This is a genomic window from Pseudothauera nasutitermitis (assembly GCF_004801295.1).
GTDB lineage: Bacteria > Pseudomonadota > Gammaproteobacteria > Burkholderiales > Rhodocyclaceae > Pseudothauera > Pseudothauera nasutitermitis.
This window is the reverse complement of the sequence record NZ_SSOC01000001.1, coordinates 559,460-575,535: the sequence shown is the minus strand read 5'-3', so window position 1 is coordinate 575,535 and position 16,076 is coordinate 559,460. Positions and strand designations below refer to the sequence as shown.

The 16,076-nt window shown below is 63.7% G+C and carries 9 protein-coding genes; 4 read left to right on the top strand and 5 right to left on the bottom strand.

Going from position 1 to position 16,076, the window contains the following annotated elements; genetic code table 11:
• Positions 1-27: 27 nt before the first annotated feature.
• Complete coding sequence (locus E6C76_RS02665) at positions 28-1,359, top strand: phenylacetate--CoA ligase family protein (RefSeq protein WP_168734218.1); 1,332 nt, start codon at positions 28-30, stop codon at positions 1,357-1,359.
• Between the two features lie 169 nt (positions 1,360-1,528).
• On the opposite strand, the gene E6C76_RS02660 is transcribed toward E6C76_RS02665, so the two are convergent.
• From E6C76_RS02660 to E6C76_RS02645, 4 genes are all read right to left on the bottom strand, one after another.
• A complete protein-coding gene (locus E6C76_RS02660; RefSeq protein ID WP_136346704.1) occupies positions 1,529-2,413 on the bottom strand; it encodes an NYN domain-containing protein in 885 nt (294 codons plus the stop codon).
• A 290-nt stretch (positions 2,414-2,703) separates the two neighbouring features.
• Positions 2,704-4,182: a surface lipoprotein assembly modifier gene (locus tag E6C76_RS02655; RefSeq protein ID WP_168734217.1), complete on the bottom strand. Its 1,479-nt coding sequence runs from the start codon at positions 4,180-4,182 to the stop codon at positions 2,704-2,706.
• Between the two features lie 86 nt (positions 4,183-4,268).
• On the bottom strand, positions 4,269-5,162 hold the full coding sequence (locus tag E6C76_RS02650) for a HupA family protein (protein ID WP_136346702.1): 894 nt from the start codon (positions 5,160-5,162) through the stop codon (positions 4,269-4,271).
• Between the two features lie 69 nt (positions 5,163-5,231).
• The gene (locus tag E6C76_RS02645; protein WP_168734216.1) at positions 5,232-8,624 is read right to left on the bottom strand and encodes a TonB-dependent receptor; all 3,393 of its coding nucleotides are present in this window, start codon (positions 8,622-8,624) and stop codon (positions 5,232-5,234) included.
• A gap of 344 nt (positions 8,625-8,968) precedes the next feature.
• Here E6C76_RS02645 and E6C76_RS22735 point away from each other — a divergent pair, with 344 nt between their 5' ends.
• On the top strand, positions 8,969-9,301 hold the full coding sequence (locus E6C76_RS22735; protein WP_330999998.1) for an integrase arm-type DNA-binding domain-containing protein: 333 nt from the start codon (positions 8,969-8,971) through the stop codon (positions 9,299-9,301).
• Positions 9,217-9,633 (top strand): DUF3363 domain-containing protein, encoded by a 417-nt coding sequence (locus E6C76_RS22665; protein ID WP_456320480.1) that lies wholly within the window; start codon positions 9,217-9,219, stop codon positions 9,631-9,633. Before E6C76_RS22735 ends, E6C76_RS22665 begins: the two co-directional genes overlap by 85 nt.
• A 4-nt stretch (positions 9,634-9,637) precedes the next feature.
• Here the strand turns inward: E6C76_RS22665 and E6C76_RS02635 are convergent, their stop codons facing one another.
• Complete coding sequence (locus tag E6C76_RS02635; RefSeq protein ID WP_136346700.1) at positions 9,638-10,426, bottom strand: helix-turn-helix transcriptional regulator; 789 nt, start codon at positions 10,424-10,426, stop codon at positions 9,638-9,640.
• Between the two features lie 233 nt (positions 10,427-10,659).
• On the opposite strand from E6C76_RS02635, the gene E6C76_RS02630 reads away from it, so the two are divergent.
• Positions 10,660-16,074: an MBG domain-containing protein gene (locus tag E6C76_RS02630; protein WP_136346699.1), complete on the top strand. Its 5,415-nt coding sequence runs from the start codon at positions 10,660-10,662 to the stop codon at positions 16,072-16,074.
• The last annotated feature ends 2 nt before the right edge of the window (positions 16,075-16,076 follow it).

Sequence of the window (16,076 nt, the reverse complement as noted above, 5' to 3'; positions counted from 1 at the left end):
TTCCCGCCGATCACCAAAGCCGCCGCAATGAGCCAAGACCGTCAATACTGGGACGAAAAACTCGAAACCCAATCCCGCGCCGAGTGGGACGCCCTCAAACTCGGCCTGCTGCAGGAACACCTGCGCCACGCCTACGCCAACTCGCCCTACTACCGCGCCAGCTTCGACGCCGCCGGGGTGCATCCCGACCAGTTGAAAACCCTGGACGACCTGCGCCGCTTCCCCACCCTCGACAAGAAGATCCTGCGCGAGCGCCAGGAAGCCGCCCCGCTGCTCGGCGACCTGGCCGCCGTGCCCGAGCGCGAGGTGGTGTACGTCTCCGCCTCCTCCGGCTCCACCGGCGTGCCCACGGTGTCGCCGTTCACCCAGCAGGATTTCGACGACTGGATCGACTACGAGGCGCGCCAGTTCTGGTCCTCCGGCCTGCGCCCGCACGACCGCTACGCCCACTCGCTGAACTTCTCGCTGTTCATCGGCGGCCCCTGCGTACTGGGTGCGCAGAAGCTCGGCGCGCTGACCATCCACGCCGGCACCGTACCGTCGGAACGTCTGCTCGCCATCCTCAAGCAGTTCCAGGCCACCGCCATCTGGACCACGCCGTCCTACGCCTGGTACCTGGGCGAGACCGCGCAGAAGGAAGGCATCGACCCGAAGACCGAACTGGCCGTCAAGCGCATCTTCGTCGCCGGCGAACCGGGCGGCTCCATCCCCGAGACCCGCGCGCGCATCGAGGCCCTGTGGGGCGCGGACGTGTATGACTACTACGGCCTGTCGGACATCTTCGGCTCCTGCGCCGGCATGTGCGAACACAAGGACGGCCTGCACTGGGCCGAGGACCACATCCTGGTCGAAGTCATCGACCCCGACAGCGGCGAGCACGTACCCTACGGCGAACGCGGCGAGATGGTGCTGACCACGCTAAAGAAGCGCGCCCGCCCGCTGATCCGCTTCCGCACCGGCGACATCGTCAGCTTCACCGACGCGCCCTGCGGCTGCGGGCGCACCAGCCAGCGCCTGCTCGGCGTGCACGGCCGGCGCGACGACATGCTGATCATCCGCGGCGTGAACATCTTCCCCAGCGACGTGGAAGCCATCGTGCGCAAGGACCACGACTTCAGCGGCGAATACCGCCTGGTGGTGGACCGCGTCGACCACCTCGACCGCCTCACCATCGAAGCCGAACACCACGCCGACTTCCGCGGCAGCTCCGCCGAACTGGCCGAACGCCTGAAGGACAAGGTGAAAGCGCTCACCGGCGTGGGCGCCCACGTCTCCATCCTCGACCCCGACACCCTGCCGCGCGCCACCCACAAGGCCAAGCGCGTGGAGGACCGGCGCGGGCAGGTGTGGACGCGCTGAGCCTCCACCGCTCAGCGCGGTAGGGAGTGGCCGCCTCCACGGGTCACGGCCACTCCACCCGCCGACGCTCGCCCAGCCATCGACCTTGCGGATGGTCGCAGGATTGTGCAACCGTGCCAGCTCTGCCTACGGGCAAGCCGGGAAGCGGCGCCGCCACTTCCCGGATGGATTACGTGGTCTCGGCAGCGCTGGAATGGTCTTTTACCGCACGCACGAACAACCCGCGGATATGACGCATCTCTGCGCCAATGAAGCGCCTGCCGGAAAGGGCGACCGACACTTTCGCAACCAAGGGCCGATCATATTCGGGAGGAACGGTTTGCTGAGTCGAAAAGTGTTGAACCAACTGTTCCAACTGCTCTGGAGCGATGGTTTTCAGCATCGCTTCGATAACGACGGTGGCGGCCGTACCGATCTCGTCGGCTGCTGGCGTACCAGTGGCCGGCGTTGCAACCTGACCGGCCGGCGCAGCTGGAACTGGAGCTGCCGCGATGGACGCCTGCGCCGTTGCAGGCAGCAACTCAAAATGTGCAGCAAACCAGTCCGCATCAAGCACTGCAACGGAATCAGCTTCCATCTGTAGCGTTGAACTAACGTTTTTCGATGGATCGCCTGCTGCGAGAATGTGGACGCGAACGCCGTACGACTGCGCCACCTGGACAGCGATGCGCAAATCCTCGTCACCGGTCACCAAGACCGCATCGGCAATGGCCCGGTTCCGGGCAAGGTCGATGAGGTCGGTCACGATTTGGGAGTCGACGCCTTTCTGTTCGCCGACACTATTAAGGACGCCAAGCCGTAACTTGATGCCAGTCAGCATGGCCAGCGCAGATTGCTCCAGGGAAAGGCGCGGACCCGGCATGGCGTCATACCAATAGGTACGCAGGAGCGGAAGCCTGTCGGCGACCAGGGAAGCCTTGCCGCAGAGATCGGCCAGCATTGCGGCGGGCGATTTCAAAGCGATTTGTTTGCGTGGGGTCTGATTGCCGAAGGTGGCTTGGGCACCGGCAGCGAAGAAATAGCCAGCGTCAACGAAGATGGCGTAGCGATCCATACATTAATATCCTTTCGGAGTTAAGTAGAAAAAGATAAAGCCCCTTTCGGGGCTTTGTGTAGGCTGCCGCGCCAAATATCGTAGTGGACGCGGGCAGCGAAGGGTAGATGCTAACGTTGATCGTTGGAGCAGTCAATAGTTGCGGACTGTACCCACATCATCACCCCGCTGCTGCGGGCGATTGCCGCCCAAGCCTTCCCCAAGGCGCTGCATCACGGACCAAGCTGGAGGATTGGTTCGTCGATGGAGAACTGTCGCGGGGAGACCGGCGGAACGGCACGGAACCGCCCTCAGAAACTATGGCGCAGCATCAAGCTGGCCTCGGTCTGCCGGAAGCCGAAGGCCCAGTCCAGATTGCTGCGGTTGATGCTGTGCCGCACCCGCAGCTCCGGCACCATCCCGGCGATCTTCCAGGCATTCACCCCGGCGCTGACGATGTAGACCTGTTGCAGATCGCGGCGGCGCTCGCCCAGGAAGCCATCGAACGCATCGTTGCGGCTGGCGCGGAAAATTCCCATCGCATTGACGAACACTCCGGCCGAACCGTCGAAGACGTGGTACACCCCGACGCGCAGCGCCAGTTCCCGGCTGCTCGCCTGCTCGACCTCGTATTTCTTGCGGACGGCATCCAGGCCGCCGTAGAGCGTGGTGCTGGCCTGCGGCATGTAGCTGGCGGAAACACCCCACTGGTACTGCCAGTAATCGGCGGCGAGGCGCGCACCCCGTGAAGTGTGGTCATAGCGCTTGGCATCCATGCTGCCGCCCAGCTGCCAGCGGCTGCCCAGCATGCGGCGCCATTCCAGCTGCAGCCCATTGGCCAGGTACTGGGAATGCCCGTTGCGGTAGTAGTGCTCCACATAGGGCGTGGCACTGATGCTGTTGCGCGCATCCAGCCAGTTGTAGCCCAGGTACAGCAGGGTGGTGTTGCTGCTGTAATCCTTGATCGGGGCGTCGTCCGCCCCGTCGTTGCGGCGGTAATGGCTGCCGTAGGCCATCGGGCGAATCTGCAGGTTGTGATTGCCGCCCAGGTGGATGCGGCGGCCCAGCGCCAGTTCGTAGTGCACCATGTCGGAACCGATCGGCTCGGGCATGCGGCGCTCGAACAGGCAGTAGCCGCCCCACTCGAACAGGCAGCTGTAATCGCCGTTGGCCTGGTTGATGTTGTCGTTGTAGCCCATGCCCAACGCGATGCTGCCGTGCCAGCGCGCGCGGTCGTCCAGCGCCAGCAGGTACTGCTGCGTCATCATCTGCACCGCTTCCGGCAGGCCGCCGGCCACCACGCTCGCAAACCCCGCACGGGCGGCGCCGTCCTGGTTGTCCTCGAAGCGCAGGCGCGCCAGTTCCAGGCGGATGCGGACATCCACGGGGTCGGCCTCATGTGCGGCCTGCATGCGGCGCAGCGCCAGTGCATGGTCGCCGCGCTGGCGGGCCAGCAGCGCCTCGGCCATGTCCGCCAGCGCCGGGCGATGCTCGCGCAGCATGCGATAACGGCCGACGAGTTCGGCCAGACGGTCCCACTGCCCGCTGTTGATGGCGATGTAGATGGCCGGCTCCAGCTCCTCCAGGCGCGTTTGAACTTCGTAGATGCGCCCTTCATAGACCAGCGAACCGGGCGGTGCAATCAACTCGTCTGGCGGCGCGGCGCGGCGTTCGGCGGCGCGGCGCGCCTGCTCCAGCAGGAAGCGGGTGTCGTCGTCGTCCGCATGAACGGCGGACGTCATCGACGCAGCCAGCAGCACGGCCAGTGCGACGAAAAAGCGGCAAGGCATCGGCATTCCCCTGACAGAGAAGGGGGGCATGAATAAAATGGAGGCCGGCGGGCCGGCCTCCAGATGTCACATCACTTCAGGCGCATTCAATTCGAGCGACTGCCGCCGAAAGCGATATGGTTGCCAGCTCCGCCTCCCGTATAGATACCCGCCAGCGCAGCGGCATTGTTGTAGAAGCGGCCGCTGATGGTGTTGCCGAAATTGGCGAAAGTACCGTTGGAGCTGATGAGCGTGCCCAGGAAGTTCACGCTGTCGCCGTTGCGGCTGATCGAACCGGTGATCGCGCCGAGGCCGATGTTGGTGGAATAGTTGGCGGTCAGGGTTCCCGTGTAGAGCGCGGGTGCGTACGGCAGGTTGGTGCCGACGCCGGTCTGGCGGATACCCACCACGCTGTACTGTGCGTTGACCAGCGCAGGCATGCTGGTCACGGCGTTGTCACCCACGTACCACACGGTGCGGCCGCTGCTCGCCATGTTCAGGTCGGTGCTGTCACCCTGGTTGGGCGTGCCGCTCACGGTCGGCGACCACTCGCCGAAGTACACCGCGCTGCCCGGCGTGTTGCCCTTCAACTGGCCGATCACCAGCCCGCCGAACTGCGGCCACGGCGCGGCCTGCGCATACGTAACCTGGCGCAGGCTGTAGACGTTGGCCACGGCATTCTGGTTGTTGTACCAGACCTGGGCGATGCGGTAGCCGTCCGGATGATTGGCGTAGAACGGTCCCGCCGAATTTGCCGTCGCGAAGGTGGTCACCTGGTTGATCGGCGCGGCGGCGATGTTCACGTAACCCGACCAAGTTCCATCCGAACGCTGCATGCGGATTCCGGCGAATCCAGTCGGAGATCCGGGAGGAAATGCGGACGGGCCGACCTGGACGTTGGCCGTGTTCGAGGAGCCGCCCTGCACGTTGGGCGCCTGCGCGAAGGCCGGCGCGGCGGCGGCGAGGGACAGCACGGCGGTGGCAATCACAGTCATCTTCATACCATTTCTCCTGAGAGGTTGAGCACTGCGAAAATCTGGTTTTTCACGAAAACCAGCAAAAGGCGGAAATCAGAAACGGAACCCCAGGTCCAGCATCACCGTGCGCCCCGGCCCCGGCACCGCCACCCGGTTCAGCGGGTCGAGGTAATAGCGGTCGGTGAGGTTTTCCACCGACAGGCGCAGCGTGGTATGGCGGTCGAAGCGGTATTCGGCGTACAGGTCGATGAGCTTCACCGGCTGCCAGTCATAGGGCCGGATGGTGCCGGTGGTGATGTTCAGCGGGTAGGTCGCGCCTTCGCCGTTGTAGCGCCGCAGCAGGCGTCCGAGCTTCTTGTTCTCGGTGCTGCTGTGGTAGCGCAGGCGCACGCCCAGATCGAGCCTGCGCTCCAGCAGGCGCGCGCCCAGGTCCAGGTTGATCGAGTACCTGGGCTGCATGCTGGCGAACGACAGGGTGCCGGGGAAGCCGCCTTCCATGCATTCCGGCAGGCGGCTGTAGTACGGGTCGAGGAACACCGCGTAGTCCTTGTCGCACATCTCCTGGCGCTCCCGCCAGGTGGCGCCCAGGCCGCCGTAGAAGCGCCCGGTGTCGAAGCGGCTCTGCAGTTCGACGCCGCTCATGACCTTGCGGTCGAACTGGACCATCGCCATGTCGGTGGTGCGGTCGTAGAAATCGCGGATGGTGTTGTGGAAGTAGCTCAGCTTGACGTCCGCGCGCCGCAGTGCGGGCAGCAGGCCGCTCAGGTCGTAGGTGTAGCCGACCTCCCAGGCATCGTTGCGCTCGGGCTTCGGCGAGTCATAAAGGAACTCCCCGCCGACGACACTGATCCGGTTGGCGATCTCCAGGATGCTCGGGAAGCGCGGCATGCTGGCGTAGCGCGCATACACCCTGGCACGCTCGCCCAGCAGATAGGAGGCCGCCAGCATGTGCGACCAGGCGTGCGCGCGCTGCGTTTCCGGGCGCTTCCACGGGTCGGCGGAGGCCCGGCCGATGAAGTCGCCGCCGAAAACGTGACTGTTCGGCTGATACTTCTGGTAGGTGCCGGCAACTCCCTGCGGGTTGTCCACCGTTTCGTCGATGTCGAGGGTGCCGTTGTGGAAGGGGTTCTGCCCGCTGTCCGGCTTGCCGTCCTGCAGCGGTACGGCGGCGTAGGTGTTCCACCAGTGCAGGCCGGTGCTGCTGTCCACCATGGGATTGTTGTCGGTGATGTTGTTGGCCGTTTTGTAGTCGTTGAACGCCTGCTGCGCGGCAACACTGGCGGCGCCGGCGATTTGGAAGGCGTCCCACTCCGGCCCAGCCTGAACCAGTCCCCCTGTCGCCATCAGCCAGTTCATCAACGCGGCACTCGCAGCATCGGCCAAGGCATTGTTTCCCGCTATGATCGCCATCTCGTCATCGCTCACCAGGCGACGGTATTGCAGTTGCTGGTGCGTATTCACCACGGTGCTCTTCCACAGCTCGTCGCGCTCGGCGCGGCGCTTGTCCAGTTCGTCGTCGTAGGCCCAGTAGGCGCCGTAGCGCGTGCCGGCGCTCAGTTGCAGCCGGTCGGTGGCCCGCCATTCGACGAGGGCGCCGGCGCCGTATTCCTGCCGCCGTCCTGAAGCGGGGCCGAATTTCGAGGGTGAGACCCCCATGCCCATGACCGAGGTTTCCACCGGCGTGTGGTCCTTCTGCCGTTCGTGTTGCCAGTCGGCGGTGGCGGTCAGCGCCAGGTGGTCGGAGAAACGGAAGCGGTTGCTGAGGTCCACCCCGCTGCGGGTCGAGCGGGTCTGGATTTCGTTGCCGATGAACACCGTGTACCGGTCGTCGGTATTCGGCCCCTTGGCCGGCTCCGGAGTACCGATCAGCGCCGGGTTGGTGCACAAGGTTGCTCCGGCGTAGTTGCACCGGACCCAGTTGTCCCAGGCCAGGTCCCAGTCCTTCATCTGGTAGGTGTAGTCACCGTTCTGATAGCGCCGGCTCTTGCTGTCGGTCTGCCACAGCCCGACATCGAGGTCGATCCAGCGGGAATCGGCCGGCTTCCATTGGTAGCCCAGCCGGTAGATATCCTGGTCAACCGTGGTGGCCGGGAAGGGATAGCGGCTGTTCCGCTTCCCCAGATCGAGGTGTGCATCCGAATCCAGCCGGTAGACGTAATCCGCCGTGATGGATGAGGGAAGTTCGCTGAAGGCCAGGTCGTTGCGGGTATAGCTGAAGCTGAGCTTCTGGCCGTCGGGCAGGTTCCAGTTGGCCTTCAGCAGCAGGCTTTCCAGATCGGTGCTGGTATAGGGCACCTCCCAGCCGGGCGTGAACAGGCGGGCGATGTTGGGGTACATGCCCTTGGTGCTGCCGAGGATGGCGGGATTGGTGCGTTCGTTCTGCAGATAGTCGCTGGCGCCCTTCTTGCCGGCGAAGTAGTTGCCGCGCCGGCTGTTGGTGTAGGCCGCCAGCACGTCGAAGACCTCGTGCTTGTAGGCACCGGCGAGGAACAGCTTGCGGTCGTCCAGGTTGAACAGGCGGGTATCACTCCTCTTGCGCGATTCAATCTGCGGTTCGAGAAAGGCCAGCCCTGGAGTTCCGATCGGCGCAGCGGTGATGGCACCGGGAATGTTGCGGTAATCCTTGCCGGCCAGGGCGTGCGCGTCGGTGGAGTCCTTGATCGAATTGCTGGCGGTGCCCAGTTTGAGTTCCAGCCCCCAGTTGCGGCCGTTCTCGACGATGTCGTCGGCGTCGATGGTGCGGATGTTGACCGCGCCGCCGATGCCGCTCTTCAGCCCGCGCGTCATCGACGGGCCTTTTTCCACCTCGATGCTGCGGAACAGGTTGGGATCGACGTAGTTGCGGTTGTTGATGCCCTGCCGCCCCATCCATACGTCGATGGACTGCACGGTGCCGTCTACGGTGACCGGAATGCGCCCGTTGCCGGACAGCCCGCGGATGTTGGGGTACAGGGCGGCACCGTTGCGGTTGTCGCTGTTGTACACACCATTGACGCCGGCGAACACGTCTCCCACCGAGACGCCACGATAGCGTTCCATGTACTGGCGATCGACATAGGCATTGGAGATGTCCTTTTCATAGACGGCGTCGTGGCCGGCCTCGTCGCGGGTGCGGCGGCCGGTCACCAGGACGTTCTTCAGTTCGACGGCATCGCGGCCGCCTTCCGCCGAGATGTCCGGCAGGGCCGGGCGCAGCACGTAGCGGCCGGCCGCCGTGGCGATCGCCTCCAGCCCGCTGCCGGCCAGTATCTGGCGGAAGCCCTCATCCACGGAATGAACGCCCTGCACGCCGGCCGAGCGCAGCCCCTGCAGCTGCCCCGCGTCGAACGACAGGAGCGCTCCGGCTTCCTGCGCGAAACGGGTCAGCACCTGGGCGAGCGGCCCCGAAGGAATGTCGTAGGCGCGCGCGCCATGCTGCTGGATGTCCCCCGCCCCGGCTGGCAGGGCTTGGGCGTGGACAGGCGTATCCGGCAGGAAGGCCGCCACGATGCACAGCAGGGTTGCGTTCAGGGGAAACGACCGAAACCTGCGGGCATTGCGCCGGCCCGAGCGGAACGAAGGTTTATGGGGTGGGTATTTTCCGGGCATCACGATTCCATGAGAAATAGCAGTAATGAGAACTGTTACTCTCGTAGGAACACGCGAGCGCTGCGGAAAGTGCAAAGGCACTCACCGATATCGCCGCCTTTTTTGTTTCACGATGACTCCAGTACCGCAATTCGCTGGACTACGCTAAGGCTCTGTACATCAGGTTTATCAATCACTTAGCGGAGTTCAACATATGCCGGTGCTTTCCGAAGCTTGACCCGGCTTCCCCTCGCGTGGCTCCCATGCGGCTCTTGGAAACCGGGCTTTCCGAGGAGTTATCATGGCGAAGATCAAGCTCACCAAGTCCGCAGTCGATGCGGCCCCCCCCAGGCCAAGGCCGTCGAACTGCGGGATACCGTGGTGCCCGGCTTCCTGTGCAAGATCACCCCGGCCGCAAGGTGTTCATGCTCCAGTACCGCACCAACGCCGGTGAGCGTCGCAAGCCCGCCTTGGGCCAATACGGGGAACTGACGGTCGATCAGGCGCGCACGTGGCGCAGGAGTGGCTGGCCGAGGTGCGCAAGGGTGGCGACCCCAGCGCGGCCAAGGACGCTGCCCGCAAGGCGCCGACCATGAGGGAGTTCTGCCACACCTTTATGGAGGACTACTCCAAACAGCGCAACAAGCCCAGCACGCAGCGCGGCTATCAGGGCGTCATTGATCGTTGCATCGTCCCGATCATGGGCCGGATGAAGGTGCAGGACGTGAAGCGCCCGGACGTGGCCGCGCTGATGAAGAAGCTGGCCTACAAGCTCGCCAGTGGACGCTACGCGTTGCTTGATGACGGCATGGGTTTTAGTCTGGTGCCGTGGAAGCCGGTGATCGAGAACAAGCTGGGACAGCAGATAGCTGCGACTGCGCATGGCTTGTCAGCGGAATGGCGCATTGGACGTGCGACGGGGCGGTGACTGATTAGAACGGGTGGCTCAACCACAAACTCATCAACTCGGCACGACTACGCACAGAAAACTTTCGAAATAGCGACACGATATGCTGATGGGTCGTGGAAGCAGCCAAGCCAAGCTGGTCGGCGATCACCTTCTCCGACGCCTTGGTAAGCAGCAAGCGCAGCACTTTGCGCTCGGTCGGCGTCAATGGAGCCTTGGCAATCAGCGGGCCGCTGGTCAGCATCAATTGCCGATGAAACCATTTGATCCCGCGCAAGGCATAGGCGAGCAGCGCAATATCCTGTTCCGTGAAAATGCCTCGCGAATAAAAGCCGAAATGAGATTCGGCATCGTGATTGAGTGGGAAACCTACCCAAACCGAATCCATCGTTCCGAAGCGGCTGCTGTAATGATGAAAAACCGGACCGTCAAACCACTCCGCTGGCATGTCACGCCGATGTCCGTAGGTTCTGAACTTGCCGATATTGCGCATGGGCAGCAAGAACGAAGGATCCATATCTCGGTTGTTCCAGCGGTCTTGGAGTTCCTTGAACGGCCCATTCTCTGCTTGCGCTTCGAATGGGTGCAGCACTTGCGTCACGGCTACTCGCCAACCTTGCAGCAGATCGTCGCAAACCGGATCAGTGTCGAAGCGCAGCGCGCCGCCCCATGTCGAGTTCCAGGCGCCGACCATCTGACACAGTCGGTCTTGCAGATGTTGTCGTGCTGAGTCGGTTTGGCTAACTTCGAAGTCGGTAATTTCATCCCATAGGCGATGTATTTCGTCTTGTACTTCTACGGCGACTTCACTCATCTCGTTATCTTTCTTCTTTGTTTTTCTAAGACCTGACGCGCCCACCCCTACTCATTAGAGGATATGCATCCCGGCAACGGTGTTGTTACAGTTCTTCACGAGTCCTTCGTCATGGCTTAAGGCTCCTCTTTATTTAACCACAACATTGCTCGGTCGTTTGCATAGGGTTCGGCGGGTAAGTCCCGCGTGATTCGGCAGCTTGGCACCGTCCGAGGTCTTGAGGCGTGCGGTGTATGAATCAAGCTTATCGACTGATCTGGAATCATGTCACAAATACTTGGGTAGTTGTTTCCGAAATCGCCCGTAGCAATGGCAAACGCAGTTCCAGTACGGTGCTTGCCGCAGGTCTGATCTTGGCGCCCGCGATTGCCTTCGGCGGCAATGCATTGCCCAGCGGCGGCAATGTCATTCGCGGGCAGGCAGCGATCTCGCAGTCTGGTTCCCATATGCAGGTGAACCAGACCTCCAGGAATGCCGTTCTCAATTGGAATGACTTCTCCTTAGGCAAAGGCGCCAGTATTCATTTCAACAACGCGGACGGCGCCACGTTGAACCGGGTCACGGGAAATCTGCCATCGTCCATCAACGGCAGTCTTACGGCGACCGGTTCCCTGTATCTGGTCAATCGCAACGGCGTCATCGTTGGCAGCGAAGGCGTAATCAACGCGGCGGGTTTCATGGCGACCACGCTGGACGTCCGCGACGACGAATTCATGGCGGGCGGCGGCCTGCGTTTCTTTGGTGATAGCCGTGCCGGCATCGTCAACCTCGGCAACATTCAGGCTAACTCTGGCAACGTCGCCCTGGTCGCCCACAGCGTGCGCAACACGGGAACGATACAGGCCTCGCAAGGGGCGGTCGAACTGCTAGCCGGACAGGAAGTCTTCCTCGCCTCACCCGACTCGCCCGGCCTGCTGGTCAGTCTGGGGGAAGGCAGTGCAACTGCGGACACAGGAGTGACCAATGTCGGCCTGATCGAAGCGGCTCAGGCACGTTTGCAGACCGCCGATGGCAACCTGTACAACTTGGCCATCAATCAGGCTGGCGTCATCCGCGCCAGCGGCGTCAGCAACAAGAACGGTCGCATCGTGTTGACCGCTGATGGCGGCACTGTCCGCCAGGATGGTGTGTTGAGCGCGCACAACGCGAACGGTTCCGGCGGTGAGATTTTGGTCGGTGGAGATTTTCAAGGCAAGAACGCCGCTGTCGCCAACGCCAGCCATACCGAGGTCACCGCCAATGCGCGCATGAAGGCCAGCGCCACGGCGGCCAAGGGCGATGGTGGCCGCGTTATCGTCTGGGCCGACGACAGCACCAGCTTTGCCGGGCGCATCGCCGCGCGCGGCGGCGAGCAGGGCGGCGACGGTGGCTTCGTCGAAGTATCCGGCAAGCGCAGCCTGGACTTTCGCCCCGATGCCCCCATCGACCTCTCCGCTGCAAAAGGCAAGACCGGCACCGTGCTGCTCGACCCGGACGAGATGGAAATCGTCGACAATGTGACCGGCGCCAACCAGATCGCCGCCGCCGGCGTCGAGGCCGGACTGGCCAGCGCCAACTACCTCATCAGCACCGCCAGCTTCGACCCGGCCAGCGGCAGCGGCGATATCAACGTCAACAGTGACATCGCCTGGAACAGCGCCCACACGCTGACCCTGCAAGCGGGCAACATGATCAACATCGACGCCAACATCACCGCCGTGCAAGGTGCGCTGGACATGCAGGTCGGCCGCGCCGCAAGAGCGCCGGACGAAAGCGGGCTGGATGATGTCAACGGTGGTGCCTGGCTCCAGAGCGGCAAGACCATCTGGGTGGATCGCCTGCGCTACGGCGCCAGCAACGCCGCCGCCCCGGCAGGCTACAGCCCCGACCCCGAGCCCTACACCGACAGCTTCGACATCGACGGCAACCTGAGCGTCAACACCCTGGAACTGGATCTGACCCACGCCTCCAGCGGCCTGGAAACCGGCAGCGGCACCTACAACATTGCCGCCTTCAACACCATCGGCAACGGCCCCATGGGCTGGGTCGGCATCACCAACCACGGCAGCGACCTCAGCCTGAATGTGCAATCGTCCGCCGTGTTCGGCATGCAGATCGTCACCCCCGGCGACCTTACCCTGGAGGCGGGCAGCCAACTGGCCTCCGACCGGGGCGAGATCGTGCTGGCCAGCACCGGCGGCAATTTCATCAACCAGGCCGGTGCCAATGCCCTGGTTCTGAGCGGCACTTCGCGCTTTTTGATCTACACCGGCAGCCAGGCCGGCACCAGCAAGGGTGGCCTGAGCGGCACCGAGGAGTTCAGTCGCACCTTCGTCGGCAACCCGCCGGAGGACTACAACGACGACACCAGCCGCTTTCTCTACCGCGCAGCCTTCTCGCCGTCGATTCAGGAGCTGACCTACCGCGCCGACAACCTGTCGCGCTTCTACGGCAACGCCAACCCCGGCCTGAGCTACAGCGTCAGCGGCCTGCAGAATGGCGACCTGCTGGGCAACGTCGTCACCGGCGCGCCGCTGCTGTACACCACGGCGACGATGCAATCGGGCGTCGGCCAGTACGCCATCAACATCAGCCAGGGCACGCTGGCCTCGGCCAGCTACGGCTTCCAGTTCGTCGGCGGCACGCTGACGGTCAACGCCGCGCCGGTGCAGGTGAACATCAACAACGCCAGCCGCTTCTACGGCGACTTCAACCCCGCGTTCAGCGCCACGGCCAGCGGCCTGAAGAACGGTGACAGCCTGGCCAGCGCGCTGGTCGGTTGGAACCTGGTCAGCAGCGCCACGCGCGCATCGGGCGTCGGCGGCTACGCCATCAGCGCCAGTCGCAACGCGCACGACCTCAACCCCAACTACAGCCTGAGCTTCACCCCCGGCACGCTGACCATCCAGCAAACCCCCGTCACCCTGAGCCTGGGCGCCACCTCCATGGTCTACGGCTCGGCGTTGCCGAACTTCCACAACTTCGCCACCCTCAGCGGCACCTACAATGGCGACACCGTCGCCAGCGCCTTCCCCGGCGCCAGCTTCACCACGCTGGCCAACTCGGCGGCCTCGGTGGGCAGCTACGCGGTCAACCTCGGCGGCAACCTGAGCAACCCCAACTACCAGCTCAGCATCGGTAGCCTGGGCGAACTCAGCATCACCAAGGCGCCACTGGTTATCCATGCGCACAACGCCAGCCGCCTGTATGGCGACGCCAACCCAGCGTTCAGTCTGGCCTCGGCCACCGGCTGGCGGAACGGCGACACCCTGGAGTCGATCCTGCCGGACCTGCTGCTCACCAGCAGCGCCACGGCCACCAGCAACGTCGGCGCCTATGCCATCGTGCCCACGGGCAGCGCCACCAATTATGAGTTCGTAGCCGGCAGCGGCCTGCTCACGGTGAACAAGGCGCCGCTGGAGGTCTGGCTGAATGCCGCCAGGCGCTATTACGGCGATGCCGACCCGCACTTCAGCGCCACCTACAACGGCCTGAAAAATGGTGAAACCACGCTGCCGGGGCTTAGTCCGGTGAGCAACACCAATCAATACACGCCAGTGGGCGACTACGTCATCTCGGCCGGTGGCACCACGACCTTCCAGAACTACCTGCCAACCTTCTACGCCGGGGTACTGACGGTGGCGCCGCGCCCGCTGCTGGTGACCGTCAACAATGCCAGCCGCACCTATGGCGAGTTGAACAACCCGGTGCTGGGCGTATCCGTCAGCGGCGCCACCGCCTGGGATGCCGGGCAGGCCGCCAGCTTCTGGGTGGGTGAGACCAGCGCCAGCCAGCGCAGCGATGCCGGCGATTACGCTATCACACCGACCCTCAACCCCTATGGCGACAACCGCTTCGACAACCTGGCCAACTACGCCGTGACCTTCGCCCCCGGCATCCTGACCATCAACCGCGCGCTGGCGCAAATCCGTGCCAAACCGCAGACCATCATCTGGGGCGATGGCTTGCCGCCGCTCGATTACGACATCACCGGCTGGCTGATGCCCTGGGACGATGCGGCAACGGTCAACAGCCAGGGCAAGGCCCAACTGACCTCATTGGCCAGCCACAGCTCCGCGCCACCGGGCCTCTACGCTATCACCCTGGCCAACAGCGCGCTGGGCAACAACTACTACGCAGTACTCGACGGCGCGCCGATGGTGCAGGTGCTGCGCCGGCCGATCACCATCGTCGGCGATTACCTGGTCAGCTCGGCGGCGCAGATCAGGGAGATCAACCCCGGCAGGCTGGAACCCGTCCTGATCACCCGCTATGACAGCAATGGCCGCGCCTACCACAGCTACGCCACCACCTTGCTGCCCGGTGGCCCGCAATTCAGCATTCTGGCCAGTTCCGACGGCACGCGCGGCGGTGATCTGTTCAGCTATGTCGGCATGCCCTTTATCGAGCCGGCGCCGGGCAGCAGTCTGGACGAGGTGTTCCGGTACTACGACGTGACGTCCAAACCCGGCGTGGCGCAGGTGCGCGTCGGCCATGACAGCAACGACCAGATCAACCGCGACTGGCAGCCGCCGGAGCCGGAACCCATCGTGACGGTGGATCGCTCCGGTAGTCAGATCAACCTAGCCCAGCCGCCGAGCTATGAAATCCCCGCCATGGGGCATCTGATCGACGACGTTTTTCCCGACAACCGCACGCTGATCGACGAAATTCAGTCGCTGTTCGAGCGGGCTGGCAAGAGCGGGCCGGATGCCGATGCCGCCAAGAAGCTGGTCGATGCCATGTCCGACGATGTGCGCATCTACCTGAACACGGCGATGAACAATGAGAACGGCAACCAGTGGTACATCCAGACTATCGCCGAAACCGAGCAATGGCTGGCCGACCTGGCCAGAACCCAGCCGCGCCCGGCCAACTACGACAGCCTGGTGGCCAAGGCAGAGGCCGACATCATCGTCTGGCGCAAGCAGCTCAACGCCTTCCCCAGCATGGACGGCCTGCGCCAGAAACTGGCGCAGGGCGATGCGGACACCGTCAAGGCACTGATGCCGCTGATCACCAGCAAGCTGATGCGTGATGCAGTGGAGGGCACGTTGACACCGGATACGGAAAACGCGTTGGTACGACTGATCAACCAACAACGCTATGACGTCATCAGCCAAGCGGATGCGGCCTATGAGGGCATCCTGGAGGCGAGCAAGGCCCGTGGCCTGCACAACGTGTACTCGGCACCGAAAATCCGCGACATCATCGGCGAGGCCAGCGTCGAAGTCGGTGGAGACCAGATGAAGCAGGCCGCCATTATCGCTGGGGGGGCCGCCGCGGCTGTCGTAGGTGGTGCCGCTATCGCAGGGGTCACACTGGTCGCCGCATCCATGCCGATTGTGGGCCTAGGGGGGCAGAGCATGCTCACGGCCATCAATCTCGTGGTCAGTAGCTCCGGTGCGACCTATACCGCTGGCGCGGCGGGTGCCGCCGGGGTGGCGGCACCGGCGATAGTCGCGGTGATCGCCGCCGCCATTGGCACGGCGGAAGCCATACTCATTGCCGAGTCCACCAACAACTACGACCGCTATGTCGCCTACAAGGAAAACAACCAGGCCGTGGACTCGCTGTCGGGGCTGAACCTGAACAACAAGGATCATGTGATGCAACTGATGACCGCCATCAGCGCCATGGCTACGGCCAGCCTGGGGAGCGCACAATGACA

What these genes read in the sequence shown, in the direction of transcription:
- E6C76_RS02665 (WP_168734218.1), top strand. Translation starts at nt 28, where the DNA reads ATGAGCCAAGACCGTCAATACTGGGACGAAAAACTCGAAACCCAATCC.
- E6C76_RS02660 (WP_136346704.1), bottom strand. Translation starts at nt 2,413, where the DNA reads ATGGATCGCTACGCCATCTTCGTTGACGCTGGCTATTTCTTCGCTGCC.
- E6C76_RS02655 (WP_168734217.1), bottom strand. Translation starts at nt 4,182, where the DNA reads ATGCCTTGCCGCTTTTTCGTCGCACTGGCCGTGCTGCTGGCTGCGTCG.
- E6C76_RS02650 (WP_136346702.1), bottom strand. Translation starts at nt 5,162, where the DNA reads ATGAAGATGACTGTGATTGCCACCGCCGTGCTGTCCCTCGCCGCCGCC.
- E6C76_RS22735 (WP_330999998.1), top strand. Translation starts at nt 8,969, where the DNA reads ATGCGGCTCTTGGAAACCGGGCTTTCCGAGGAGTTATCATGGCGAAGA.
- E6C76_RS02635 (WP_136346700.1), bottom strand. Translation starts at nt 10,426, where the DNA reads ATGAGTGAAGTCGCCGTAGAAGTACAAGACGAAATACATCGCCTATGG.
- E6C76_RS02630 (WP_136346699.1), top strand. Translation starts at nt 10,660, where the DNA reads ATGAATCAAGCTTATCGACTGATCTGGAATCATGTCACAAATACTTGG.